The following is a 22941-nucleotide window of genomic DNA, read 5'->3' on the forward strand; positions in this document are numbered from 1 at the left end:
AGCTGGGGATCAAGGGGTCGCCGACCACCGAGTTGTATTTCGAGAACTGCCGCATTCCGGGGGATCGGATGATTGGGGAGCCGGGCAGCGGGTTTAAGACCGCGTTGCGCACCCTGGATCACACCCGGCCCACCATCGGGGCCCAAGCCGTGGGGATCGCCCAAGGCGCGTTGGATGCGGCGATCGCCTACACCAAGGACCGCAAGCAGTTCGGTCGGCCGATCAGTGATAACCAGGGTGTGCAGTTCATGTTGGCCGAGATGGCGATGAAGGTCGAGGCGGCCCGGTTGATGGTGTATTCGGCGGCCGCCCGCGCCGAGCGCGGCGAGACCGGGCTGGGGTTCATCTCCGCCGCGTCGAAGTGTTTTGCCTCCGATGTGGCCATGGAGGTCACCACCGATGCGGTGCAGTTGTTCGGCGGCGCCGGCTACACCACCGACTTCCCGGTCGAACGCATGATGCGCGACGCCAAAATCACCCAAATCTACGAAGGCACCAACCAAATCCAACGCGTCGTCATGAGCCGCCACCTGCTGCGGTGATTGGTCGGCCGCTACTGCTCGTCCTCGAGCTGGCGGCGGATCTCGGCCAACCCGAGCTGCGCCGCGTCGAGCAGCGCGGCGACGTGCGCGACCCGCTCCCGCAGCTCGTCGGCGTCCGCCGCTGGGACCGCCGGACGGCGCGGCGTGGGCGCCAGGTCGGGCGGCAGCGTCGGGGTGAGGATGTAGCCGGTCGCGAAGTCGCCGTACAGGGTCACGTCTTCGGGCCGGTGATAGGAGTACAGCGCGACGTAGGCGCACAGCACGGCGTCGACGGGATCTTCGTCGCGGTCGAGTTGCCCCGGCCGCGTCGCGGCGGCGACCCGCTTGCGCAGCTCCACCCACGACACGTTGTGGTTGACCCGCAGCCGCGGCGACGCGGTGTCGAGTCCCTCGATCAGCGTCATCAACTGCAAAAGCTCACGCTGGCGAACCTCGAAGGCGCCCCGCTTGTACTTCAGGGTCTGCGGCAGGCCGAACAACGCCACGGTGGCCGGATGCGGATACACCTCGATGGCCCGCCGGGCCGCGCTCGAGGCGGGGTTCATGTCCAACGTGAGCGCGGTCGCGATCCGCGCACCGCGGGGATCGCCGAACTCGGGTCGCCCGGTGTAGGCGGGGCGCGCGCCGGCCTCGAAGCGTTGGAAGTCGTGGTTGAGCGCCCTTTCGCAGGGCCGATACCCGGTCGGGTTCGTCACGATCAGCGGCGCGTCGATGGCCACCAGGCAGTCGCCGCTGACGTAGGGCGCCACCGCGTCCTCGATGCTGGCGTCGTCCTGCACGCTGCTGACGTGCAGCAGCCGGCCGTCGGCATCCACCACCGCGACACCGGTGCGGTTCTTCTCCCCCCAGGCGAGATCGAGCCCAACGAAGTACATCCGCCCACTGTGCCGCATCGCCGACCGTAAGCTAGCTGTTCGTGACGATTCCCAACGTGTTGGCCACCCGGTACGCCAGCGTCGAGATGGCGGCGATCTGGTCGCCGGAGGCCAAGGTCGTCGCCGAGCGGCGGCTGTGGCTGGCGGTGTTGCGCGCCCAGGCCGAGCTGGGCGTACCGGTCCCCGAGCAGGCGCTGGCCGACTACGAGCGGGTGCTCGAGGACGTCGACCTGGCCTCGATCGCCGCACGGGAACGGGTGACCCGCCACGACGTCAAGGCCCGCATCGAGGAGTTCAACGCCCGCGCCGGCCACGAGCACATCCACAAGGGGATGACCAGCCGCGACCTGACCGAGAACGTCGAGCAGCTGCAGATCCGCCGCTCGCTGGAGCTGGTGTTCGGCCACGGGGTGGCGGTGGCGGCCCGGCTGGCCGAGCGGGCGGTGGCCTACCGCGACCTGGTGATGGCCGGCCGCAGCCACAACGTCGCCGCCCAGGCCACCACGCTGGGCAAGCGGTTCGCCAGCGCCGCCGAGGAGACGCTGCTCGCGTTGACCCGGCTGCGGGAGCTGCTCGACCGCTACCCGCTGCGCGGCATCAAGGGCCCGATGGGCACCGCCCAGGACATGCTCGACCTGCTGGGGGACACCGCCAAGCTGGCCGAACTGGAACGCCGCATCGCCGAATACTTGGGTTTCACCACGGTGTTGACCAGCGTCGGGCAGGTGTACCCCCGCTCGCTGGACCACGATGTGCTGTCCGCGCTGGTGCAGCTGGGCGCCGGCCCGTCGTCGCTGGCGCACACCATCCGGCTGATGGCCGGGCACGAGCTGGTCACCGAGGGGTTCGCGCCGGGCCAGGTGGGTTCGTCGGCGATGCCGCACAAGATGAACACCCGCAGCTGCGAACGGGTCAACGGGCTGCAGGTGGTGCTGCGCGGCTACGCGTCGATGGCCGCCGAACTGGCCGGCGCGCAGTGGAACGAGGGCGACGTGTTCTGTTCGGTGATCCGCCGGGTGGCGCTGCCCGACGCGTTCTTCGCCGTGGACGGGCAGATCGAGACGTTTTTGACGGTGCTCGACGAGTTCGGCGCCTACCCGGCCGTCATCGCCCGCGAGTTGGACCGCTACCTGCCGTTTTTGGCCACCACCAAGGTGCTGATCGCCGCGGTGCGCGCCGGGGTGGGCCGCGAAGCCGCCCACGAGGTGATCAAGGAACACGCGGTCGCGGTGGCGCTGGCGATGCGGGAGCGCGGCGCCGAACCCGACCTGCTGGACCGGTTGGCCGCCGATCCGCGGCTGCCGCTGGACCGGGCGGCGCTCGACGCCGCGCTGGCCGACAAGCAGGCGTTCACCGGCGCGGCCGCCGACCAGGTCGACACCGTGGTGGCGGCGGTCGACGCGCTGGTCGCCCGCTACCCGGACGCCGCCAAGTACACCCCGGGTGCCATCCTGTAGCGCTATGGGTGTGTCGCAGCTCACCGGGATCGACTTCACCGATCTGGACAACTTCGCGACCGGGTTTCCGCACCAGCTGTTTGCCATCCATCGCCGCGACGCCCCGGTGTATTGGCATGAGCCCACCGAGCACACCCCCGACGGGGAAGGGTTCTGGTCGGTGGCCACCCACCCGGAAACCTTGGCGGTGCTACGCGACCCGGAGACGTTCTCCTCGGTGACCGGCGGTGCGCGGCCGTTCGGCGGCACCATCCTGCAGGATCTGCCGATCGCCGGGCAGGTGCTGAACATGATGGACGACCCACGGCACGGCCAGATCCGGCGGCTGGTCAGCTCCGGGCTAACCCCGCGGATGATCCGTCGGGTCGAAGACGACCTGCGGCACCGGGCCCGCCGCCTGCTCGACGCGATCGAGCCGGGCGTGCCCTTTGATTTCCTGACCGATGTCGCCGTCGAGGTGCCGATGCAGATGATCTGCATCCTGCTCGGCATTCCCGAAACCGACCGGCACTGGCTGTTCGAGGCGATCGAGCCCAGCTTCGATTTCCGCGGCTCGCGGCAGGCCGTCGTCTCGTCGATGTCGGTGGAAGAGGCCGGGTCGCGGATCTTCAGCTACGGGCAGGAGCTGATCGCGGCCAAGCGCGCGAATCCGACCGACGACATGCTGTCGGTGGTCGCCAACGCCACCCTGGAGGATCCCGACGCGCCGCACCTGAGTGATATCGAGCTGTACCTGTTCTTCAACCTGTTGTTCAGCGCCGGCGCGGAAACCACCCGCAACGCGATCGGGGGCGGGCTGTTGGCGCTGGCCGAACATCCCGACCAGCTGCGGGTGCTGCGCGGCGACCCGGGGTTGCTGCCCACGGCGGTGGAGGAGATGGTGCGGTGGACCTCGCCGTCGCCGTCGAAACGCCGCACCGCCACCCGGGCGGTCACCCTCGGCGGCCAGCGCATCGAGGCCGGCCACAAGGTGCTGGTGTGGGAGGGCTCGGCCAACCGGGATGCGGCGGTGTTCGACCGCGCCGACGCGTTCGACGTCACCCGCAAACCCAACCCGCACCTGGGGTTCGGGCAGGGCGTGCACTACTGCCTCGGCGTCAACCTGGCTCGGCTGGAGCTGCGGGTGCTGTTCGAGGAACTGCTGGCCCGGTTCGGCGACGTCGCGGTGGCGGCCCCGGTGGAATGGACCCGCAGCAACCGGCACACCGGCATCCGGCATTTGGTGGTGGAACTGCGCGGTGCGGCGTGACGGTCCGGCTGCGGGACGTCGAACCGTCCCCGGATGTGTTCGCCGCGGTGATGGCGACCGGGATCTTGTCGATCGCCGCGCGCAACCACCACTACTGGCGGATCAGCGACACGCTCGGGGTGCTGGCCTCGGTCGGGCTGCTGGTGCTGGTCGCGGTGGTGGTGCTCACCGCGGTGGCCAAACGCCGGATCGTGTTCTGGGATCTGACCGACCCGGACGTCACGCTGCGGCTGTTCACCTTCGTCGCCGCCTGCGCGGTGCTGGACAGCCGGCTGGCCTCGCACCCGGTGGTGGTGCGCATCCTGGGCGCGGTCGCGCTGTCGGCGTGGCTGGTGCTGGCGGTGCTCACCGTCCGCAATATGTCGGCGCGCAGCTGGACGGTGCTGCGCGATCATGCCCGCGGTGCGTGGGAGCTGGCCAGCGTGGGCACCTCCGGGTTGGCGATCGTCACCGCCCAGGTGGCGATGTACACCGGTCACCGCTGGTGGCTGGCGGCGGCGGTGCCGATCTGGCTGCTGGCGATCTGCGTCTACGCCCTGATGACCTGGCTGATCCTGTGGCGCACCGTGCACGAGCGGCAGGACCGCGACGGCTTCGAGCCCGACACCTGGATCCTGATGGGTGGGCTGGCCATCGCCACCCTGGCCGGCGACAACATCCACCAGCTGGCGCCGGGCTGGCTGGCCGGCGGGGTGCGGGTGGTCACCGTGGTGACCTGGGCGGTCGCCACCGCCTGGATTCCGCCGCTGATCTACTTCCTGCTGCACCGCGTCAACCAGCGGCCCGGGGTGCTGCAGTTCGCCGGGGTGTGGTGGGCGCTGGTGTTCCCGCTGGGCATGTATTCGGTCGCCACCTTCTGGATGGCCGACGAGGTCGGGGTGCATTCCATGCGAACGGTGTCGCTGATGTTTTTCTGGAACGCGCTGACGGCCTGGCTGATCGTGGTCATCGCCGGGCTGCTGGGGGTGCGGCGGGTGCTGGTGCGCAGCTCACCGGCTCCGCCGCCGCAGGCCGGCCGACCGTAGCTCCAGGCCGGCCAGCCCGCGGATGGCGGCCAGATCCTGGTGCCGCCACGCGCCGACCGGGTCGGGGCTGATGTCGGCGAGTTTGCGCAGCGGGCGGTTCGTCAACGCCCGCAGCGCCAGCAACTGCTCGCCGGCCGGGGTCGCCGCCAACGCCAGCACCATCCGTTTGCGCCGGAAGAACCGCAGCCGCAGCACCAGCCACGGCACCGCCACCGCGGCGATCGGCGGAGCGGCCACCGCGATCGCCAACACCACCGCCAGCCAGCTGGCCGTGGTGTCCAAGGTGTGCCCGGCACCGGCGATGTCCAGCGCGGCGGCGCTGGCCGCGGTCAGCGGCTTGCTGACGGTGTCGCCGACCAGCGGAATGTGATCGGCGCTGCTGCCGGCGGACTCCAGGTTTTCCGCGACCCCGTTGGCGCCGCTGTGCACCTGGTCGCCGACGGCGGCGATGGTGGAGATGGCGCTGTGCACGGCCACCCCGACCAGCAGCCACACCAAACTCCACACCGCGACCCCGACATCACTGAACAGCTGGGCCAGCAGCCGGCCGGGGCTGGTGGCGTAGGGCAGCAACCGCGAACTCATGGCCTTGATCCCAACACACCGCGGCCCGATAGGCTGGCCCGATGGCCCGACCCGCTCTGTCCGACTACCAGCATCTGGCCAGCGGCAAAGTGCGCGAGCTGTACCGCGTCGACGACGAGCACCTGCTGTTTGTCGCCACCGACCGGATCTCGGCGTACGACTATGTCCTGGACAGCCAGATCCCGGACAAGGGGCGCATCCTGACCGCGATGAGCGTGTTCTTTTTCGACCTGGTCGAGGCCCCCAACCATCTGGCCGGCCCGCCCGACGACCCACGCATCCCGGCCGAGGTGCTGGGCCGCGCGCTGTTGGTGAAACGCCTGGAGATGCTGCCGGTGGAATGCGTGGCCCGCGGCTACCTGACCGGTTCGGGGCTGGTCGACTACCAGCAGACCGGCAAGGTGTGCGGCATCGCGTTGCCGCCGGGGCTGGTGGAGGCCAGCAAGTTCGCCACCCCGCTGTTCACCCCGGCCACCAAGGCCGAGCTCGGCGCCCACGACGAGAACATCTCGTTTGCCCAGGTGATCGAGCTGGTGGGTGCGGTGCGGGCCAACCAGTTGCGCGACCGTACCCTGCAGACCTATATCCAGGCCGCCGACCATGCGTTGACGAAAGGAATCATCATCGCCGACACCAAATTCGAATTCGGTATCGACGCGCACGGCAATCTGGTGCTGGCCGACGAGGTCTTCACCCCCGACTCGTCGCGGTACTGGCCCGCCCACGACTACCGGGCCGGGGTGGTGCAGACCAGCTTCGACAAACAATTCGTCCGCAACTGGCTGACCAGCGCCGAATCCGGCTGGGACCGCACCGGGACGCAGCCGCCGCCACCGCTGCCACCGGACATCATCGACGCCACCCGCGGACGCTACATCGAGGCCTACGAACGGATTTCCGGCCTGCGCTTCGACGACTGGATCGGTCCGGCCGCATGACCGAGCTGTCCACCCCACCCGTGGCCAAGCGGGTGGCGAGCACCCGCACGCAGCACGGCGACGTGTTCGTCGACCCCTACGAATGGTTGCGGGACAAGGCCGACCCGGAGGTCATTGCGTACCTGGAGGCCGAGAACGCCTACACCGACTCGGCGACCGCGCACCTGGAACCGTTGCGGCAAAAGATTTTCGACGAGATCAAGGCCCGCACCAAAGAAACCGACCTGTCGGTGCCGACCCGCCGCGGTGCCTGGTGGTACTACGGCCGCAGCTTCGAGGGCAAACAGTACGGGATGCAATGCCGTTGCCCGGTCACCGATTTCGACAGTTGGGATCCGCCGGTGCTCGACGAGCACACCGAGATCCCCGGCGAACAGGTGCTGCTCGACGAGAACGTGGAGGCCGACGGACACGACTTCTTCGCGCTCGGCGCGGCCAGCGTCAGCCCCAACGGCAACGTGTTGGCGTACTCGGTCGACGTGGTCGGCGACGAGCGTTACACGCTGCGGTTCAAGGACTTACGCACCGGCCAACGCTACCCCGACGAGATCGTCGGCATCGCCGCCGGGGTGACCTGGGCCACCGACAACCGCACGGTGTACTACCTGACCGTCGACGCGGCGTGGCGGCCCGACACGGTGTGGCGGCATCGACTGGGCGCGGGGCTGCCCGCCGAACAGGTCTACCACGAAGCCGACGAGCGGTTCTGGCTGTCTGTGGGCCGCACCCGCAGCGACGCCTACGTGCTGATCGCGTCCGGGTCGGCGATCACCTCCGAGGTCCGCTACGGCGACGCCGCCGACCCGGAGGCGCAGTTCACCACGGTGTGGCCGCGCCGCGAGGGCATCGAGTACTCGGTCGAGCACGCGATCGTCGGCGGCCAGGACCGTTTTTTGATCCTGCACAACGACGGGGCGGTGAACTTCACCCTGGTGGAGGCCCCGGTCGCCGACCCGACCGCGCTGCGCACCCTGATCGAGCCCAGCGATGAGGTGCGCCTGGACGGCGTGGACGCCTTCGCTCGGCACCTGGTGGTCAGCTACCGCGGGGAGGCGCTGCCCCGCATCCAGCTGTGGCCCATCGGCGCCGACGGTGACTACGGTGCGCCCCAAGAGCTTTCGTTCGATTCGGAGTTGATGTCGGTCGGGTTGGGCGCCAACCCGAACTGGGACTCGCCCAAACTGCGGATCGGCGCGACGTCGTTCATCACCCCGGTGCGCATCTACGACCTGGACCTGGCCAGCGGCGAGCGCACCTTGCTGCGTGAACAACCGGTGCTGGGGGATTTCCGGCGCGAGCACTACGTCGAGCGCCGGGACTGGGCGTATGCGGCCGACGGCACCCGCATCCCGGTGTCGATCGTGCACCGGGCGGGCCTGGACTTCCCGGCGCCGGCCCTGCTGTACGGCTACGGCGCCTACGAGATCTGCCAGGATCCGCAGTTCTCCATCGCCCGGCTGTCGCTGCTGGACCGGGGCATGGTGTTCGTGATCGCGCACGTGCGCGGCGGCGGGGAGATGGGCCGGCTGTGGTACGAGCGCGGCAAGCTGCTGGACAAGAAGAACACCTTCACCGACTTCGTTGCGGTGGCACGGCATTTGATCGAGACCGGGGTCACCCGGCCGCGGCAGTTGGTGGCGCTGGGCGGCAGCGCGGGCGGGCTGCTGATGGGGGCGGTGGCCAACCTGGCCCCGGAGCTGTTCGCCGGTATCCTGGCCCAGGTGCCGTTCGTCGACCCGCTGACCACCATCTTGGACCCATCGCTGCCGCTGACCGTCACCGAATGGGACGAGTGGGGAAACCCGTTGGCCGACAAAGACGTCTACTTCTACATGAAGGAATACTCGCCGTATGAGAACGTCGCGCCGCGGGACTATCCGCCGATCCTGGCGATGACCTCCCTGCACGACACCCGGGTGTACTACGTCGAGCCGGCGAAATGGGTGGCGGCGTTGCGGCACACCAAAACCGACGGCCACCCGGTGCTGCTGAAGACCCAGATGAGCGCCGGCCACGGCGGGATCAGCGGTCGCTACGAGCGCTGGAAGGAGACCGCGTTCCAGTTCGCCTGGCTGCTGGCCGCCGCCGAGGGCAACCACGACGATCCCGTAACGTCGGCGCCATGACGTCGCTCACCGAAATCCCCCTGACCACCCTGGACGGACGCCCCACCTCGCTGGCCGACTACGCCGACCGGGCCGTGCTGGTGGTCAACGTCGCCTCCAAATGCGGACTGACCCCGCAATACGGTGCGCTGGAGCGGCTGGCGCAGGACTACGCCGAACGCGGGCTGACCGTCCTGGGCGTGCCGTGCAACCAGTTCATGGGCCAAGAACCCGGCACCGCCGAGGAGATCCAGACGTTCTGCTCCACCACCTACGGGGTGACCTTTCCGCTGCTGGCCAAGACCGAGGTCAACGGCGACGACCGGCACCCGCTGTACGCCGAGCTGACCCAGACCCCCGACGCCGACGGCCAGGCCGGCGACGTGCAGTGGAACTTCGAGAAGTTCCTGATCGCGCCCGGCGGCGCGGTGGTCAACCGGTTCCGGCCGACCACGGTGCCCGACGCGCCCGAGGTGGTCGCCGCGATCGAGGCCGTGCTGCCCAATTAGCCGCCCGTCCGCCTGTCGGACACCGTCTCGACACCTGGGATCGCCACACTGGTGGTGTGAATGGGCAACTGATCGTCTCGGTTTCCGGGATCGGTGAACGGACCCTGGCCGATGTCGCCGCGTTCTGCGCGGAGATGGACGCGCGGGCGGTGCCGGTGTCGTTGCTGGTCGCGCCCCGGCTCAAGGGCGGCTACCGGCTCGACGCGGACCCGCATACCGTGCAGTGGCTGACCGAGCGGCGCGCCGGCGGCGACGCGATCCTGCTGCACGGCTACGACGAGGCCGCCACCAAGCATCGCCGCAGCGAGTTTGCCGCGCTGCCCGCCCACGAGGCCAACCTGCGGCTGATCGCCGCCGACCGGGTGCTCGAACATCTCGGTTTGCGCACCCGGCTGTTCGCGGCGCCCGGCTGGGCGGTCTCGCCGGGGACCGTGAAGGCCCTGCCGCGTAACGGTTTCCGGCTGCTGGCCGGGTTGCACGGCATCACCGACCTGGTCCGGGGCGACACGGTGCGGGGCCGGGTGCTCGGCATCGGGGAAGGCTTCCTCACCGAGCCGTGGTGGTGCCGGATGCTGGTGCGTTCGGCCGAACGCACCGCCCGCCGCGGCGGGCTGGTGCGGGTCGCGGTGGCGGCCGGTCACCTGCGCAAACCCGGGCCGCTGCAGGCGATGCTGGACGCGGTGGATCTGGCGCTGCTGCACCAGTGCGCCCCCACCGTCTACGCGTGGCGGTCCGATCGTCCGGTGCGCGACGCGGCCTGACCCGCAGTCGCTACTCTGTAGCGCCATGGACGCTGACGTCATCGTCGTCGGGGCGGGCCTAGCCGGCCTGGTGGCGGCCTGCGAACTGGTGGACCGCGGTAAACGGGTGCTGATCGTCGACTAGGAGAACAGCGCCAACCTCGGTGGCCAGGCGTTTTGGTCGTTCGGCGGGCTGTTCTTCGTCGACAGTCCCGAACAACGTCGCCTGGGCGTGCGCGACAGCCATGAACTGGCCTTGCAGGATTGGCTGGGCACCGCGGGATTCGACCGGCCCGAAGACCATTGGCCGCGGCAGTGGGCGCACGCCTACGTCGACTTCGCCGCCGGGGAGAAACGCAGCTGGCTGCGGGCCCGCGGGCTGAAAATCTTCCCGCTGGTCGGCTGGGCCGAGCGGGGCGGCTACGACGCGCGCGGCCACGGCAACTCGGTGCCCCGATTCCACATCACCTGGGGCACCGGACCGGCGCTGGTGGAGATCTTCGCGCGCCGGCTGCGGGGACGCTCGGCGGTGCGGTTCGCGCACCGTCACCGGGTCGATGAGCTGATCGTGGAGGACACCACGGTCACCGGGGTGCGCGGCAGTGTGCTGGAACCGTCCACCGCGGCGCGTGGAGTGGCGTCGTCACGGAACGTGGTGGCCCAGTTCGAATTCCGCGCCTCAGCGGTGATCGTGACCAGCGGCGGCATCGGCGGCAACCTGGAGTTGGTGCGGCAGAACTGGCCGCAGCGGATGGGCCGGGTGCCCGACCAGCTGATCGCCGGGGTGCCCGCGCACGTGGACGGTCGGATGATCGGTATCGCCGAATCCGCGGGCGCCCGGGTGATCAACCGGGACCGGATGTGGCACTACACCGAGGGCATCACCAACTACGACCCGGTGTGGGCCCGGCACGGCATCCGGATCATCCCGGGTCCGTCGCCGCTGTGGCTGGACGCCGACGGCAAACGGCTGCCGGGCCCGCTGTACCCGGGTTTCGACACCCTGGGCACGTTGGAGTACATCGCCCGATCCGGCCACGACTACACCTGGTTCGTGCTCAACCAGAAGATCATCGAGAAGGAATTCGCGCTGTCCGGCCAGGAGCAGAACCCGGACCTGACCGGACGCAGCCTGCGCCAACTGCTGTCCGCGCGGGCGAAGTCCGGGCCGCCGCCGCCGGTGCAGGCGTTCGTGGATCGCGGGGTGGACTTTGTCAGCGCGAACTCGTTGCGCGAGTTGGTCACCGCGATGAATCGGCTGCCGGATGTGGTGCCGCTGGACTACGCGACGGTGGAGGCCGAGGTCACCGCCCGCGACCGCGAAGTGGCCAACCGGTTCAGCAAGGACGGGCAGATCACCGCGATCCGCGGGGCCCGCGCCTATCTGGGCGACCGGCTGGGCCGGGTGGTGGCCCCGCACCGGTTGACCGACCCGAAGGCCGGGCCGCTGATCGCGGTCAAGTTGCACATCTTGACCCGAAAGACTTTGGGCGGCCTGGAAACCGACCTGGACTCCCGGGTACTCAAGGCCGACGGCAGCGCGTTCGACGGGCTGTACGCGGCCGGGGAGGTGGCCGGGTTCGGCGGCGGCGGTGTGCACGGCTACCGCGCGTTGGAGGGCACTTTCCTGGGCGGCTGCATCTTCTCCGGCCGCGCCGCCGGGCGCGGCGCGGCCAGCGACATCGCCTAGGTCCTCCTGCCGCCTGGCTCCCTCGCCGCGAGCGTGCGTGTCCCCGGTCGACACGCCGCGCTGATTTCCGGATCTGCGCACGCTCGCGGCGGCAAGGCCAGCCCTAGAACGTGACCGCGCGCTCCTCGGGCAGCACCTGGAAGTCGGTGTCGGTCATCTCGGCGAGCCGGCCGTGGTAGATGCCGCGGGCGTCGGGGGCGATGATGCCCTGGTGGATCGGCACCGCCCGAGTCGGTGCCACCGCGCGCAGGTAGTCGACGGCCTCGGCGATCTTCATCCACGGCGCCGCCGCGGGCGTGGCCAGCACGTCCACCGGCTCGTCGGGCACGAACAGGGCGTCACCGGGATGCATGAACCGGGCCGGGTGCCCGTCGTCGCCCACCAGATACGAGATGTTGTCGATCACCGGGATCTCCGGGTGGATCACCGCGTGCCGGCCACCGACGCCGCGAATGGTCAACTGGCCGACCCGGAACTCGTCGCCGACCTGCACCGCGTGCCACGGCGCGCCCAGCTGCGCGGCGGTCTGCGGATCGGCGTACAGCGCCGCGTCCGGGTTGGCCTCCAGCAGCGCGGGCAGCCGAGCGGTGTCCACGTGATCGGGATGCTGATGGGTGATCAGGATCGCCGACAAGCCGCTGATTCCCTCGAAACCGTGCGAGAAATTACCCGGATCAAACAGCACGGTGGTGTGATGGAAATCAGCGAGCAGACAGGAATGGCCGAAATGCGTCAGTTGCATATCTACGATTGTGCGCTGAGGGAGTGCGTATGCGGGTGATCATGGCAACGGTGCTGATCGTCGGGGGGCTTGCGGCGGCCCCGCTGTCCGGGGCGCCCGCGCATGCCGAACCCCAGACCTGCCCGACGCTGTGCGACCAGATCCCCAATTCCGCGTGGATCGACCCGGCCGCGGTGCCGCTGAACGCGGTGTACCACTGGCCGGCGCCGGCCGGGCCGGCCGCCGCGGTGACCGGAACACCCCGGTTTCGGTTCGAGCAGCTGTGCGCCAGCGCGCCGGTGCCGCAGGACCCGCGCGACTACGTCGTCGCCAGCCGGGCCGTCGTCGACAAGCCGGACGGCCAGTGGCAGTTGCAGGCTCAGGTGCTGCACTGGCGCGGGGAGACCTGGCGCACCGGCCAACTCGCGGCGTCGGTGTTCAACGCCGCCCGCACCGCGCTGCGCGGCTGCCATCGCGGCGCGCCGGACCAGTCCCCGTCGCTGACCATCGACGAGCCGAACCGGTTAGCCGCGGTAATCAGCGGGCCGGTGGTCATGCACACCTACCTGGCCGCCCAGCAGAGCAGCACCATCAGTGAGCTCACCCTGTGGTCGTCGGCACCGCCGCAGGTGCCGTGGCCGGTGATCGACGACGCCCAGGTCCTCGACGCGCTGGTCAAGCCGTTGTGCACCGCCTACCTCGACTCCTGCCACTGACCAGGCGACCCCCGACCGGGCACCGGTAGGATTGCGCCGAACATTCAGCTCGACAGCGAGGAGCCGCGGTGGCCCGGGTGGTGGTGCACGTGATGCCCAAGGCCGAGATCCTTGACCCGCAAGGTCAAGCGATCGTTGGTGCGCTGGCCCGGCTCGGGCACGGTGGCGTGTCGGATGTTCGGCAAGGCAAGCGGTTTGAGCTCGAGGTGGACGACAGCATCGGCGACGCCGAACTCGCACAAATCGCGGAATCGCTGTTGGCCAACACGGTGATCGAAGACTGGGCCGTCACTCGGGAGACCCCGTGACCAGCGGCCGGGTCGGGGTGATCACCTTCCCCGGCACCCTCGACGACGTCGACGCCGCCCGAGCGGTGCGGTTCGTCGGCGCCGAGCCCGTCAGCCTGTGGCACGCCGATGCCGATCTCAAAAGCGTTGACGCGGTCGTGGTCCCCGGCGGGTTCTCCTACGGCGACTACCTGCGGGCCGGCGCCATCGCGCGGTTCGCCCCGGTGATGGGCGAAGTCATCGCCGCCGCCGGCCGCGGCGTGCCGATATTGGGGATTTGCAACGGTTTTCAGGTGTTGTGTGAAGCCGGTCTGCTGCCGGGCGCGTTGACGCGCAACGCCGGCCTGCACTTCGTCTGCCGCGATGTGTGGCTGCGGGTGGCGTCCACCGGCACCGCGTGGACCTCGCGGTTCGAGCCGGACGCCGACCTGCTGGTGCCGCTGAAATCCGGGGAGGGCCGCTACGTGGCGTCCGAGCGGGTGCTCGACGAACTGGAGGGCGAGGGGCGGGTGGTGTTCCGCTACCTCGACAACGTCAACGGCTCGCTGCGCGACATCGCCGGCATCAGCTCCGCCAACGGCCGCGTCGTCGGGCTGATGCCGCACCCCGAGCACGCCATCGAGGCGCTGACCGGTCCGTCCGACGACGGGCTGGGGTTGTTCTACTCCGCGTTGGACGCCGTGCTGGCCGCCTAAGCGTTCAGCTGTGAAGCACGTCGCGCTGCAGGTTTTCGGGTTCCTATTCGTCGGCGGCCTCGCCCTGTTGTGCACGGTGTGGATGATCGCGGCGGTCGGGCACGGCGAATATCCGACGGCGGTCGTTGCGTTCGCCTTCGCGGTGGCGTTGTTCGGCGTGCTCGCCTGCGGTGCCAAAGCCAGCGTGGGTGCCGTCACTGCGCGGGTCGCGGTCGACCGGACGGGCACCACGATTCGGCCGGATCGGGTGAATGACGCGCTCATGGGCGTGGCGTTGATCGGCCTGGAGATCGGCATGGGGCTGGGAGCAATCCTCGCCCTGGCGGACCGACTGGATATCCCGCTGGACGACGAGGACTACCACTCGGTCGGCATCGCCGCGGTCCTCGCGGTATTCGGTCTACCGGCGCTGTGGCGGCACTTTGCCCGGGGAACGTATCTGCGGTTGACCCCGCGCGGATTCGAGATCGCCCAGGGACGCGCCGTCGCGGGCTCCTGGGGTGAGGTGGACGACATCACCGATACGTTGCCCAGCAGTCGCCTCCACCAGCCCAGCGCCATCGTCATGGAGATGTCCGACGGGGCACGTCGGAGCCTGATCGCCCGCTCGTTCACCCCGCACCACGGCCGGGCGCTGCGCGAGCTGGTCCGCTTCTATTGGCAGCACCCCGAGCACCGCGGCGAACTCACCAACGGCCGGGCCGCCGACCGGCTGGCCGGCGAGCGGTTCGCGGCGTAACACCCCGGCGCCGAGCGTGCGCAAACCCGGTCAAAACGCCGGCGTGTCGACCGGGGACACGCACGCTCGCGCAGGAACTGCTACGAGCTCAGGCTCACCGAGGCTTCGGCGGTGTAGCACAGGAATGTCAGGGTCTCCTGCATGTACAGCTGCACGGTGTCGGCGTCGTGCGATAGGTAGCCGATCGACACGTCGGTGCCCAGCTGCAGGTCGAAGTCGCCGCCGCGGGTGGTCAGCACGAACGCGCCGTCGATCGCGGGTGCCCAGATGATCTCTCCGTCACCGACCAGGCGGCGCAGGTGCTCGCGGATCGGGTAGCCGTGCTGGGTGGTTTCGCTGACCTTGGTGTAGGCGTCGGCCGACAGCAGCACCGAATACGGTCCGTCCACGCCGGCCAGCCGCAGTTCGGACAGCGCCTGGGAGATCACGTCGGGAAAGTCGGTGGCGTCGGCGGGCAAGGTGAGTGCTTGGTTGGAGCTGGCGGCGCGGATGCCGCCGATGGAGGCGGCCGGGTAGCCCTCGAAGATGGCCCGGTCTTCGATGAACGCCAGCTTTTTGGCGGCGTCTTTGACCGGATCCCAGTCGGCGTCTTGGGCGCCGCGTTCCACGTCGTCGATTTCGGCGCGCGACAGCGTGAACGGCACCCGCAGCCGCACCAGCGGCTGGCTGGCCCGCAGTTGGGCGATGACGCCGTCGGTGGGGGCGGTCACGTCGATGAGCCGGCCGGTGCCGACCGCGGCGGCTTGTGGTCCGCCCGGCTCGCTGACGTCGACCACCCGGCGGCCGGCGATGTGGCGTTTGAACGTGCGGGACGCCTCTTCTTCGATTTGGGCCCACGCCTCGTCGGTGACCGGGGCCAGATCGCGGTAGAGGTTGTTCATTGCGGGATTCCTTTCAGGCTGCCGATCGCCAGCGAGTCATGGTTGACGGTGGGCGGTGCTGTGGCCGCCGTGGCCTGGTCGGGCAGCGGCGGCGGGTCGTCGAGGAAATCGATGGTGGGGGTGAAGAACAGTCCGCCGGTCAGCGCGGTGGAAAAGTCCAGGATGCGGTCGGTGTTGCCGGGCGGGTCACCCACAAACATGTTGCGCAGCATCCGTTCGGTGACCGCCGGGGTGCGCGAGTAGCCGATGTAGTAGGTGCCGTATTCGCCGCTGCCCACCGTGCCGAACGGCATGTTGTGCCGCACGATCTTGAGTTCGTTGCCGTCGGCGTCCTCGATCACGTTGAGCGCCAGATGCGAGTTGGCCGGTTTGTCCTCGTCGGGCATTTCGATGTCCTCGAGTTTGGTGCGGCCGAACGCGCGTTCCTGCTCGGTCACCGACAGCGACTCCCAGCCCGCCATGTCGTGCACGTACTTCTGCACGTGCACATAGCAGGACCCGGCGAAATCGGGGTCTTCGTCGCCGACCTGGGTGGAGTCGACGGCCACCGGACCGTCCGGGTTCTCGGTGCCGTCGACGAAGCCGAGCAGATCCCGGTTGTCGAAGAACCGGAAGCCGTGCACCTCGTCGACGATGCTGATCGCGCCGGCCATGGCTTTGACGATGCGCCCGGCCAGCTCAAAGCAGACGTCCATCACCTCGGCGCGGATGTGGAACAACAGGTCACCGGGGGTGGCCGGGGCGCGGTGCCGCGGGCCGTCGAGTTCGACGAACGGATGCAACTCGGCCGGGCGGGGCCCGGAAAACAACCGGTCCCAGGCCGCCGAGCCGATCGAGGTCACCAGCGACAGCCGCTTGGTCGGATCCCGGAAGCCGATGGCGCGCACCAGCCCGGACAGATCGGCCAGCGCCTCGTTGACGGTCGCCTCGCCGCCCTCGTTGATGGTGGCCACCAAAAAGATGGCGGCCGGCGTCAACGGAGCCAAAACCGGTTGCGGTGACGTTGCAGGCATCACCCGACCCTAACCGTTCGGCGGTGCCGGGATGATCGAAGATGAGGTCATGTCTGCGAGTGCATCGGGTCTGTGCGAGTTCATCGACGCGTCGCCGTCGCCGTACCACGTCTGCGCGACGGTCGCGCAGCGGCTGCGCGCCGCCGGCTACCGCGAGCTCGCCGAGGCCGATCGGTGGCCGGACACCGGCCGGTTCTTTACGGTGCGGGCCGGCTCGCTGGTGGCGTGGAACACCACGGGTGACCCGGGCCGCCCGTTTCGGATCGTCGGCGGCCACACCGACAGCCCCAACCTGCGGGTCAAACAGCGGCCCGACCGCGACGTTGCCGGCTGGCAGGTGGGGGCGCGGCAGCCCCACGGCGGCGCCTGGCCGAACGCGGGGCCGGTCCGCGGCCGTGGGGGCGGCGGCCGGGCGGGGGAGGGCGGGCGGGCGCGGGGGGGCGGCTGGCGGGGTGTGGGCGACGAGCCGATCCTGCGGGTGCCGCAGCTGGCCATCCACCTGGCCGAGGACCGCAAAGCGGTGGCCCTGGATCCGCAGCGGCACGTCAACGCGGTGTGGGGCGTCGGCGACGCGCCGGGGTCGTTTCTGGGTTACGTCGCCGAGCGGGCCGGGGTCGACGTCGGCGACGTGCTGGGCTTTGACCTGATGACCCACGACCTGGCCCCGTCGACGCTGACCGGGGTCGACGACGTGTTCGTCAGCGCACCCCGGCTGGACAACCAGGCCACCTGCTACGCCGGGCTGGAAGCGTTGCTGGCCGCCGACCCCGGCCCCCACCTGCCGGTGCTGGCGCTGTTCGACCACGAGGAGGTCGGCTCCACCTCCGATCACGGCGCCCAGTCCGAGTTGCTGCTGAGCACGCTGGAACGCATCGTGCTGGCCGGCGGCGGCGACCGGGAGGACTTCCTGCGCCGGCTGCCCGGCTCGGTGGTGGCGTCCGGCGATATGGCGCACGCCACCCACCCCAACTACCCGGACCGGCACGAACCGGGGCACCTCATCGCGGTGAACGCCGGCCCGGTGCTCAAGGTGCAACCCAATCTGCGCTACGCCACCGACGGGCGCACCGCCGCGGTGTTCGCGCTGGCCTGCGCGCAGGCCGGGGTGGCGCTGCAGCGCTACGAGCACCGCGCCGACCTGCCGTGCGGGTCCACGATCGGGCCGATGACCTCGGCGCGCACCGGCATCCCCACCGTCGACGTCGGCGCCGCCCAGCTGGCCATGCATTCGGCGCGCGAACTGATGGGCGCCCACGACGTCGCCGCCTACGCGGCCGCGCTGGCCGCGTTCCTGGCGCCCGGGTGACCGCAGGGTCGGTGCGCTGACCAGTGCGCATCGACGCCGCCAACTAAGCTGTCGGGGTGACATCTGGGCCCACTCCCACCATCGATACCGTCGACCACGCCGCGGCCACCCCCGATCATCCGCAGCCGTTCCGGGAACTGGGCCTCAAAGACGACGAATACCAGCGGATTCGTGAAATCCTGGGGCGGCGCCCCACCGACGCCGAGCTGGCGATGTACTCGGTGATGTGGAGCGAGCACTGCTCGTATAAGTCCTCCAAGGTGCACCTGCGCTACTTCGGCGAAACCACCACCGAGGCGATGCGGGCGTCGATGCTGGCCGGCATCGGGGAGAACGCCGGGGTGGTCGACATCGGCGACGGCTGGGCGGTCACGTTCAAGGTGGAGTCGCACAACCACCCGTCCTACGTGGAGCCGTACCAGGGCGCGGCCACCGGGGTGGGCGGCATCGTGCGCGACATCATGGCGATGGGCGCGCGCCCGGTCGCGGTGATGGACCAGCTGCGGTTCGGTGCCGCCGACGCCCCCGACACCCGCCGGGTGCTGGACGGGGTGGTGCGCGGCATCGGCGGCTACGGCAATTCGCTGGGGCTGCCCAACATCGGCGGCGAGACCGTCTTCGACCCCAGCTACGCCGGCAACCCGTTGGTCAACGCGCTGTGCGTGGGGGTGCTGAAAAAAGAGGACCTGCACCTGGCGTTCGCCTCCGGCACCGGTAACAAGATCATCCTGTTCGGTGCGCGCACCGGGCTGGACGGGATCGGCGGGGTGTCGGTGCTGGCCAGCGACACCTTCGGCGGCGACGAGGCCGGTGCCGGCCGCAAAAAGCTGCCGTCGGTGCAGGTCGGTGACCCGTTCATGGAGAAGGTGCTCATCGAATGCTGCCTGGAGCTGTATGCGGCCAAGCTGGTGGTCGGCATCCAGGACCTGGGCGGGGCCGGATTGTCCTGCGCCACCTCGGAGTTGGCGTCCGCCGGGGACGGCGGCATGGCGATCGCGCTGGATCAGGTGCCGCTGCGTGCGGCGAACATGACCCCCGCCGAGGTGCTGTCCAGCGAGTCGCAGGAACGGATGTGCGCCGTCGTCGCCCCGGACAACGTCGACGCGTTTATGGCGGTGTGCCGCAAATGGGACGTGCTGGCCACCGTGATCGGCGAGGTCACCGACGGTGACCGGCTGCACATCACCTGGCACGGCCAGACCGTCGTCGACGTGCCGCCGCGCACGGTGGCCCATCAGGGGCCGGTGTATGAGCGCCCGGTCACCCGCCCGGACACCCAGGACGCGCTGAACGCCGACGCCTCGACAACGCTGCCGCGGCCGGTCACCGGCGCCGAGCTGCGCGCGACTTTGCTTGCGCTGCTGGGCAGCCCGCACCTGTGCAGCCGCGCGTTCATCACCGAACAGTACGACCGCTACGTGCGCGGCAACACCGTGCTGGCCGAGCACGCCGATGGCGGGGTGCTGCGCATCGACGAGTCCACCGGGCGCGGGATCGCGGTGTCCACCGACGCGTCGGGCCGCTACACCGCACTGGACCCCTACACCGGCGCCCAGCTGGCGCTGGCGGAGGCCTACCGCAACGTCGCCGCCACCGGCGCCACCCCGGTGGCGGTCACCAACTGCCTCAACTTCGGGTCCCCGGAGGACCCGGGGGTGATGTGGCAGTTCGCGCAGGCGGTCCGCGGCCTGGCCGACGGCTGTGCGGCCCTGGGGATTCCGGTGACCGGCGGCAACGTCAGCTTCTACAACCAGACCGGGTCCACGGCGATCCTGCCCACCCCGGTGGTCGGGGTGCTCGGGGTGATCGACGACGTCGCCCGCCGCCTCCCGACCGGGCTGGGCACCGAACCCGGCGAGACGCTGCTGCTGCTGGGCGACACCCGCGACGAATTCGACGGCTCGATCTGGGCGCAGGTGACCGCCGAACACCTCGGCGGGCTGCCGCCGAAAGTCGACCTGGACCGGGAAAAGCTGCTCGCCGAGGTGCTGTGCGCGGCCAGCCGCGACGGCCTGGTGTCCGCCGCCCATGACCTGTCCGAGGGCGGCTTGGCGCAAGCCGTGGTGGAGTCGGCGCTGGCCGGCGAAACCGGTTGCCGCATCCTGCTTCCCGAAGGCTGCGATCCGTTCGTGCTGCTGTTCTCCGAATCGGCGGGCCGGGTGCTGGTCGCGGTGCCGCGCACCGAGGAGAGCCGGTTCCGTTCCATGTGCGAGGCGCGCGGGCTGCCCGCCACCCGCATCGGCGTCGTCGATCAAGGCTCGGACGCGGTGGAGTTCCAGGGCCTGTTCAGCGTCTCGTTGGCGGAACTGCGCAGCACCTACGAAGGAGTGCTGCCCGGACTGTTCGGATGAGCACCGCGGTCCGCGCCGAGCCCGGAGACCGGGCCGAGCCGCGGGGCCGGCATCCGCTGCTGGTGTGGGCGTGGAGCCTGCTGCGGCTGAAGTTCGTCGGGATCGCGTTCGCGGCGCTGCTGTTCTGCCTGTCGCTGACCCCGTCGCTGCTGCCGCGGGATTGGTTGTTCCAGGGCCTCATTGGCGGCCTCAACGGCACGTTCGGCTACGGGCTGGGGGTGACGCTCGGCGCCGTGGCGCACCGCCTGGTGTTGCGCAACGCGCGGTGGTGGCCGCCCCCGCCGCGGGTGCTGCTGGGGCTGAAGGCGGCCGTGGTGGTGCTCTCCCCGACGGTGTGTGTGCTGATGCTGATTCCGGCCGCCGGCTGGCAGCGGCAGGTGTCGGCGCTGATGGGGATGGCCGGCCCGACGACGGTGGGCTATCTGCGCACCCTGATCATCGCGACCGGGGTGGCGGCGCTGCTGGTGGCCGCGGCCCGCATCGTGCTCGACGCGATCAAACTGCTGGCGCGGCGGCTGATCCGGCGCTGGCATCTGCACAACGAGACGGCGCTGTTCATCGGGACGGCGATCGTGGTGGCGCTGCTGATCACGTTGATCAACGGCGTGCTGGTCCGCGGGTTTTTCGCCGGCGCCAACGAGTTGTTCGCCCCGGAGAACACCACCACCCGGGCCGGGGTGACCCAGCCGATGCTGCCGGAGAAATCCGGCAGCCCGGCGTCGTTGGCGCCGTGGGACAGCCTGGGCTATGAGGGCCGCAACTTCGTGGCCACCGGTCCGCACGCCGCCGAGCTGACCCGGCTCAACGGGCAACCGGCCAAGGAGCCGATCCGGGTGTACGCCGGGCTGCACAGCGCCGCCACCGACGCCGACCGGATGGAGCTGCTGGTCAACGAGCTGGACCGCACCGGGGCGTTTCACCGCAAGCTGCTGGTCCTGGTGCCCACCACCGGCACCGGGTGGATCAACCCGGTGGCGGCGCGGTCGCTGGAGATGCTCTACAACGGCGACACCGCGACGGTCGGGGTGCAGTACTCGTACCTGCCGAGCTGGATCTCGTTTTTGGCCGATCAGCAGAAGTCGCTGGAATCCGGCCGGTCGCTGATCGACACCATCCACGACCGCTGGCAGCAGCTGCCGGCCGGGCAGCGGCCCAAGCTGGTGCTCTACGGCGAAAGCCTGGGGTCGATGGCCGGCCAGGGCGCGTTCGGCTGGCTGCCCGACATCGCCAAGATGGGCTTCGACGCGGTGCTGTGGGTGGGGCCGCCGCACGCCAGCCCGCTGTGGCATGCGCTGATCGTGCGGCGCGACCCGGGCAGCACCGAGGCCGACCCCCGCTACGACAACGGGCGCACCGTCCGGTTTTCCACCGGCGGGGACGCGGCCGACGTCGCCCAGACGGCGGCGCCGCCGTGGGAGGGCACCCGGGTGCTGTTCTTGCAGCACCCGTCCGACCCGGTCATCTGGTGGTCGCCGGATCTGCTGTTCTCCGAGCCGGATTGGTTGGCCGAACCGCCCGGACGGGACCGGTCGGCGTCCATGCGGTGGTATCCGGTGGTGACGTTCTGGCAGGTCACCGCGGACCTGACCAACGCGCTCAGCGTGCCCAGCGGGCACGGCCACAGCTACGGCGACACGGTGCTCGACGGCTGGGTGGCGGTGCTGCCGCCGGACGGCTGGCGGCCCGCCGACACCGAACGCATCCGCACCGCGCTGCACCACAGCCAAGCCCTCGACCCCGAATAGTGATGCGCGGCACCCTGTTTCGCATACCTCCGGTGGCGCTGGCGGTGTCGTTGGTGGGCGGCAGTTTCGTGCTGCCCCGGATCCCGATGCCGTGGCGGATGCTGCTGCAGCTCGGCGCGGGCGGGCTGCTGCCGGTGGCGGCCCGCGCCCCGCTGGGGTTGCGGCCGCCGCGGCTGTGGCGGGGGCTGCGGGTGGGGCTGCCGGTCGCGGCGGTGGCGACGGCGGCGGTGGCCGCGACGACGGCGGTGCCGCTGGCGCGCTCGGTGCTGGCGGCCCGCGAGCTGCCGGGGTCGGCGATTCACTGGCTGGCGGTGCAGATCCCGCTCGGCACGGTGTGGGCCGAGGAGATCGCCTTCCGGGCCGCGCTGGGCCGGCTGGCCGCCGACGCGTTCGGGCCCGCCGCGGGGCGGGTGGTGCAGGCCGCCGCGTTCGGGATGTCCCACATCGCCGACGCCCGCGGCACCGGTGCGCCGGTGGCGCCGACCGTGCTGGTCACCGGGGTCGCCGGGTGGCTGTTCGGCTGGCTGGCCGAGCGGGACGGCAGCGTGGCGGCGCCGATGCTGCTGCACCTGGCCCTCGACGAGGCCGGGGCGGTGGCGGCGCTGACCGTGCAGCGGCGAACGGGGCGATGAGGTGGCCGCCCGCAAATCCGTCGACCCGGCGCAGGCCCGCGCCGCGGTCGTCGCGGTGGCGGACTGGTTGCGCGACGACACCCGCCCCGCCCCGGCGCGCGCCGACCTGGCGGCCGCGGTCCGGGTGACCGCGCGCACCC

Annotated in this window: 21 protein-coding genes and 1 pseudogene; 17 read left to right on the top strand and 5 right to left on the bottom strand. The window is 70.4% G+C overall.

The annotated features are described in order from the left end of the window. The coding region (locus tag BKN37_RS14860; RefSeq protein WP_278184951.1) for an acyl-CoA dehydrogenase family protein at positions 1-542 on the top strand (542 nt) is incomplete at its 5' end. 11 nt (positions 543-553) lie between these two features. Here BKN37_RS14860 and BKN37_RS14865 read toward each other — a convergent pair. Beyond that, positions 554-1417: a DUF429 domain-containing protein gene (locus BKN37_RS14865; RefSeq protein ID WP_071027147.1), complete on the bottom strand. Its 864-nt coding sequence runs from the start codon at positions 1415-1417 to the stop codon at positions 554-556. Positions 1418-1458: 41 nt separating this feature from the next. Here BKN37_RS14865 and purB point away from each other — a divergent pair, with 41 nt between their 5' ends. The 3 genes from purB to BKN37_RS14880 are packed head-to-tail and all read left to right on the top strand — an operon-like array spanning position 1459 to position 5148. Continuing rightward, entirely contained in the window at positions 1459-2874 is a 1416-nt protein-coding gene (gene purB, locus BKN37_RS14870; RefSeq protein WP_071027149.1) for an adenylosuccinate lyase, read from the top strand. Positions 2875-2878: 4 nt separating this feature from the next. Continuing rightward, positions 2879-4123 (top strand): cytochrome P450, encoded by a 1245-nt coding sequence (locus BKN37_RS14875; RefSeq protein ID WP_071027151.1) that lies wholly within the window; start codon positions 2879-2881, stop codon positions 4121-4123. Then, positions 4120-5148 carry a tellurite resistance/C4-dicarboxylate transporter family protein gene (locus BKN37_RS14880; RefSeq protein ID WP_071027153.1) on the top strand — a complete coding sequence of 343 codons (1029 nt, stop codon included), beginning with the start codon at positions 4120-4122 and terminating at the stop codon, positions 5146-5148. Before BKN37_RS14875 ends, BKN37_RS14880 begins: the two co-directional genes overlap by 4 nt. Here the strand turns inward: BKN37_RS14880 and BKN37_RS28360 are convergent. Continuing rightward, on the bottom strand, positions 5113-5733 hold the full coding sequence (locus tag BKN37_RS28360; protein WP_071027156.1) for a hypothetical protein: 621 nt from the start codon (positions 5731-5733) through the stop codon (positions 5113-5115). The two genes, BKN37_RS14880 and BKN37_RS28360, sit on opposite strands and share 36 nt — an antisense overlap. Before the next feature lie 41 nt (positions 5734-5774). On the opposite strand from BKN37_RS28360, the gene BKN37_RS14890 reads away from it, so the two are divergent. The 5 genes and pseudogenes from BKN37_RS14890 (at position 5775) to BKN37_RS14910 (ending at position 11715) form a co-directional block, all read left to right on the top strand. Further along, entirely contained in the window at positions 5775-6671 is an 897-nt protein-coding gene (locus BKN37_RS14890; RefSeq protein WP_071027158.1) for a phosphoribosylaminoimidazolesuccinocarboxamide synthase, read from the top strand. Beyond that, positions 6668-8797, top strand: a complete 2130-nt coding sequence (locus BKN37_RS14895; protein WP_071027160.1) for a S9 family peptidase — start codon at positions 6668-6670, stop codon at positions 8795-8797. Before BKN37_RS14890 ends, BKN37_RS14895 begins: the two co-directional genes overlap by 4 nt. Then, positions 8794-9285, top strand: a complete 492-nt coding sequence (locus BKN37_RS14900; protein ID WP_071027162.1) for a glutathione peroxidase — start codon at positions 8794-8796, stop codon at positions 9283-9285. Before BKN37_RS14895 ends, BKN37_RS14900 begins: the two co-directional genes overlap by 4 nt. Before the next feature lie 56 nt (positions 9286-9341). After that, entirely contained in the window at positions 9342-10046 is a 705-nt protein-coding gene (locus tag BKN37_RS14905) for a DUF2334 domain-containing protein (protein WP_071027163.1), read from the top strand. A 25-nt stretch (positions 10047-10071) separates the two neighbouring features. Then, positions 10072-11715: pseudogene (locus tag BKN37_RS14910) on the top strand (FAD-binding dehydrogenase). 103 nt (positions 11716-11818) lie between these two features. Here the strand turns inward: BKN37_RS14910 and BKN37_RS14915 are convergent. Further along, positions 11819-12457 carry an MBL fold metallo-hydrolase gene (locus BKN37_RS14915; protein ID WP_071027166.1) on the bottom strand — a complete coding sequence of 213 codons (639 nt, stop codon included), beginning with the start codon at positions 12455-12457 and terminating at the stop codon, positions 11819-11821. A gap of 29 nt (positions 12458-12486) precedes the next feature. Between BKN37_RS14915 and BKN37_RS14920 the strand changes: the two genes are divergently transcribed. The 4 genes from BKN37_RS14920 (at position 12487) to BKN37_RS14935 (ending at position 14873) form a co-directional block, all read left to right on the top strand. Next, positions 12487-13152: an ATPase gene (locus tag BKN37_RS14920; RefSeq protein ID WP_071027168.1), complete on the top strand. Its 666-nt coding sequence runs from the start codon at positions 12487-12489 to the stop codon at positions 13150-13152. Positions 13153-13220: 68 nt separating this feature from the next. Next, positions 13221-13460 (top strand): phosphoribosylformylglycinamidine synthase subunit PurS, encoded by a 240-nt coding sequence (purS, locus tag BKN37_RS14925; protein WP_071027170.1) that lies wholly within the window; start codon positions 13221-13223, stop codon positions 13458-13460. Then, positions 13457-14134, top strand: coding sequence for a phosphoribosylformylglycinamidine synthase subunit PurQ (gene purQ / locus BKN37_RS14930; RefSeq protein ID WP_071027172.1), 678 nt, complete (start codon positions 13457-13459; stop codon positions 14132-14134). The genes purS and purQ overlap by 4 nt, the downstream gene beginning before the upstream one ends. Positions 14135-14144: 10 nt before the next feature. Then, positions 14145-14873: a hypothetical protein gene (locus BKN37_RS14935; RefSeq protein ID WP_071027174.1), complete on the top strand. Its 729-nt coding sequence runs from the start codon at positions 14145-14147 to the stop codon at positions 14871-14873. Between the two features lie 80 nt (positions 14874-14953). On the opposite strand, the gene BKN37_RS14940 is transcribed toward BKN37_RS14935, so the two are convergent. Both BKN37_RS14940 and BKN37_RS14945 read right to left on the bottom strand, forming a co-directional pair. After that, positions 14954-15754: a family 1 encapsulin nanocompartment shell protein gene (locus tag BKN37_RS14940; protein WP_071027176.1), complete on the bottom strand. Its 801-nt coding sequence runs from the start codon at positions 15752-15754 to the stop codon at positions 14954-14956. Further along, positions 15751-16767 carry a Dyp-type peroxidase gene (locus BKN37_RS14945; RefSeq protein ID WP_071027178.1) on the bottom strand — a complete coding sequence of 339 codons (1017 nt, stop codon included), beginning with the start codon at positions 16765-16767 and terminating at the stop codon, positions 15751-15753. Before BKN37_RS14945 ends, BKN37_RS14940 begins: the two co-directional genes overlap by 4 nt. A 49-nt stretch (positions 16768-16816) precedes the next feature. Between BKN37_RS14945 and BKN37_RS14950 the strand changes: the two genes are divergently transcribed. The 4 genes from BKN37_RS14950 to BKN37_RS14965 all read left to right on the top strand — a co-directional run bounded on the left by BKN37_RS14950 (position 16817) and on the right by BKN37_RS14965 (position 22801). Continuing rightward, entirely contained in the window at positions 16817-18073 is a 1257-nt protein-coding gene (locus tag BKN37_RS14950) for a M18 family aminopeptidase (RefSeq protein ID WP_071027186.1), read from the top strand. Between the two features lie 80 nt (positions 18074-18153). Then, positions 18154-20424 (top strand): phosphoribosylformylglycinamidine synthase subunit PurL, encoded by a 2271-nt coding sequence (gene purL / locus BKN37_RS14955; RefSeq protein WP_194074226.1) that lies wholly within the window; start codon positions 18154-18156, stop codon positions 20422-20424. Further along, entirely contained in the window at positions 20421-22169 is a 1749-nt protein-coding gene (locus tag BKN37_RS14960; protein ID WP_071027182.1) for an alpha/beta hydrolase, read from the top strand. The genes purL and BKN37_RS14960 overlap by 4 nt, the downstream gene beginning before the upstream one ends. 14 nt (positions 22170-22183) lie before the next feature. Next, positions 22184-22801 (top strand): Rv0804 family intramembrane glutamic endopeptidase, encoded by a 618-nt coding sequence (locus BKN37_RS14965; RefSeq protein ID WP_242657255.1) that lies wholly within the window; start codon positions 22184-22186, stop codon positions 22799-22801. Positions 22802-22941 lie beyond the last annotated feature (140 nt).

It is taken from the genome of Mycobacterium talmoniae (genome assembly GCF_001854525.1).
Lineage (GTDB): Bacteria > Actinomycetota > Actinomycetes > Mycobacteriales > Mycobacteriaceae > Mycobacterium > Mycobacterium talmoniae.

What these genes read in the sequence shown, in the direction of transcription:
- BKN37_RS14940 (WP_071027176.1), bottom strand. Translation starts at nt 15,754, where the DNA reads ATGAACAACCTCTACCGCGATCTGGCCCCGGTCACCGACGAGGCGTGG.
- BKN37_RS28360 (WP_071027156.1), bottom strand. Translation starts at nt 5,733, where the DNA reads ATGAGTTCGCGGTTGCTGCCCTACGCCACCAGCCCCGGCCGGCTGCTG.
- BKN37_RS14915 (WP_071027166.1), bottom strand. Translation starts at nt 12,457, where the DNA reads ATGCAACTGACGCATTTCGGCCATTCCTGTCTGCTCGCTGATTTCCAT.
- BKN37_RS14875 (WP_071027151.1), top strand. Translation starts at nt 2,879, where the DNA reads ATGGGTGTGTCGCAGCTCACCGGGATCGACTTCACCGATCTGGACAAC.
- BKN37_RS14900 (WP_071027162.1), top strand. Translation starts at nt 8,794, where the DNA reads ATGACGTCGCTCACCGAAATCCCCCTGACCACCCTGGACGGACGCCCC.
- BKN37_RS14895 (WP_071027160.1), top strand. Translation starts at nt 6,668, where the DNA reads ATGACCGAGCTGTCCACCCCACCCGTGGCCAAGCGGGTGGCGAGCACC.
- BKN37_RS14945 (WP_071027178.1), bottom strand. Translation starts at nt 16,767, where the DNA reads ATGCCTGCAACGTCACCGCAACCGGTTTTGGCTCCGTTGACGCCGGCC.
- BKN37_RS14960 (WP_071027182.1), top strand. Translation starts at nt 20,421, where the DNA reads ATGAGCACCGCGGTCCGCGCCGAGCCCGGAGACCGGGCCGAGCCGCGG.
- BKN37_RS14920 (WP_071027168.1), top strand. Translation starts at nt 12,487, where the DNA reads ATGCGGGTGATCATGGCAACGGTGCTGATCGTCGGGGGGCTTGCGGCG.
- BKN37_RS14950 (WP_071027186.1), top strand. Translation starts at nt 16,817, where the DNA reads ATGTCTGCGAGTGCATCGGGTCTGTGCGAGTTCATCGACGCGTCGCCG.
- BKN37_RS14890 (WP_071027158.1), top strand. Translation starts at nt 5,775, where the DNA reads ATGGCCCGACCCGCTCTGTCCGACTACCAGCATCTGGCCAGCGGCAAA.
- BKN37_RS14865 (WP_071027147.1), bottom strand. Translation starts at nt 1,417, where the DNA reads ATGTACTTCGTTGGGCTCGATCTCGCCTGGGGGGAGAAGAACCGCACC.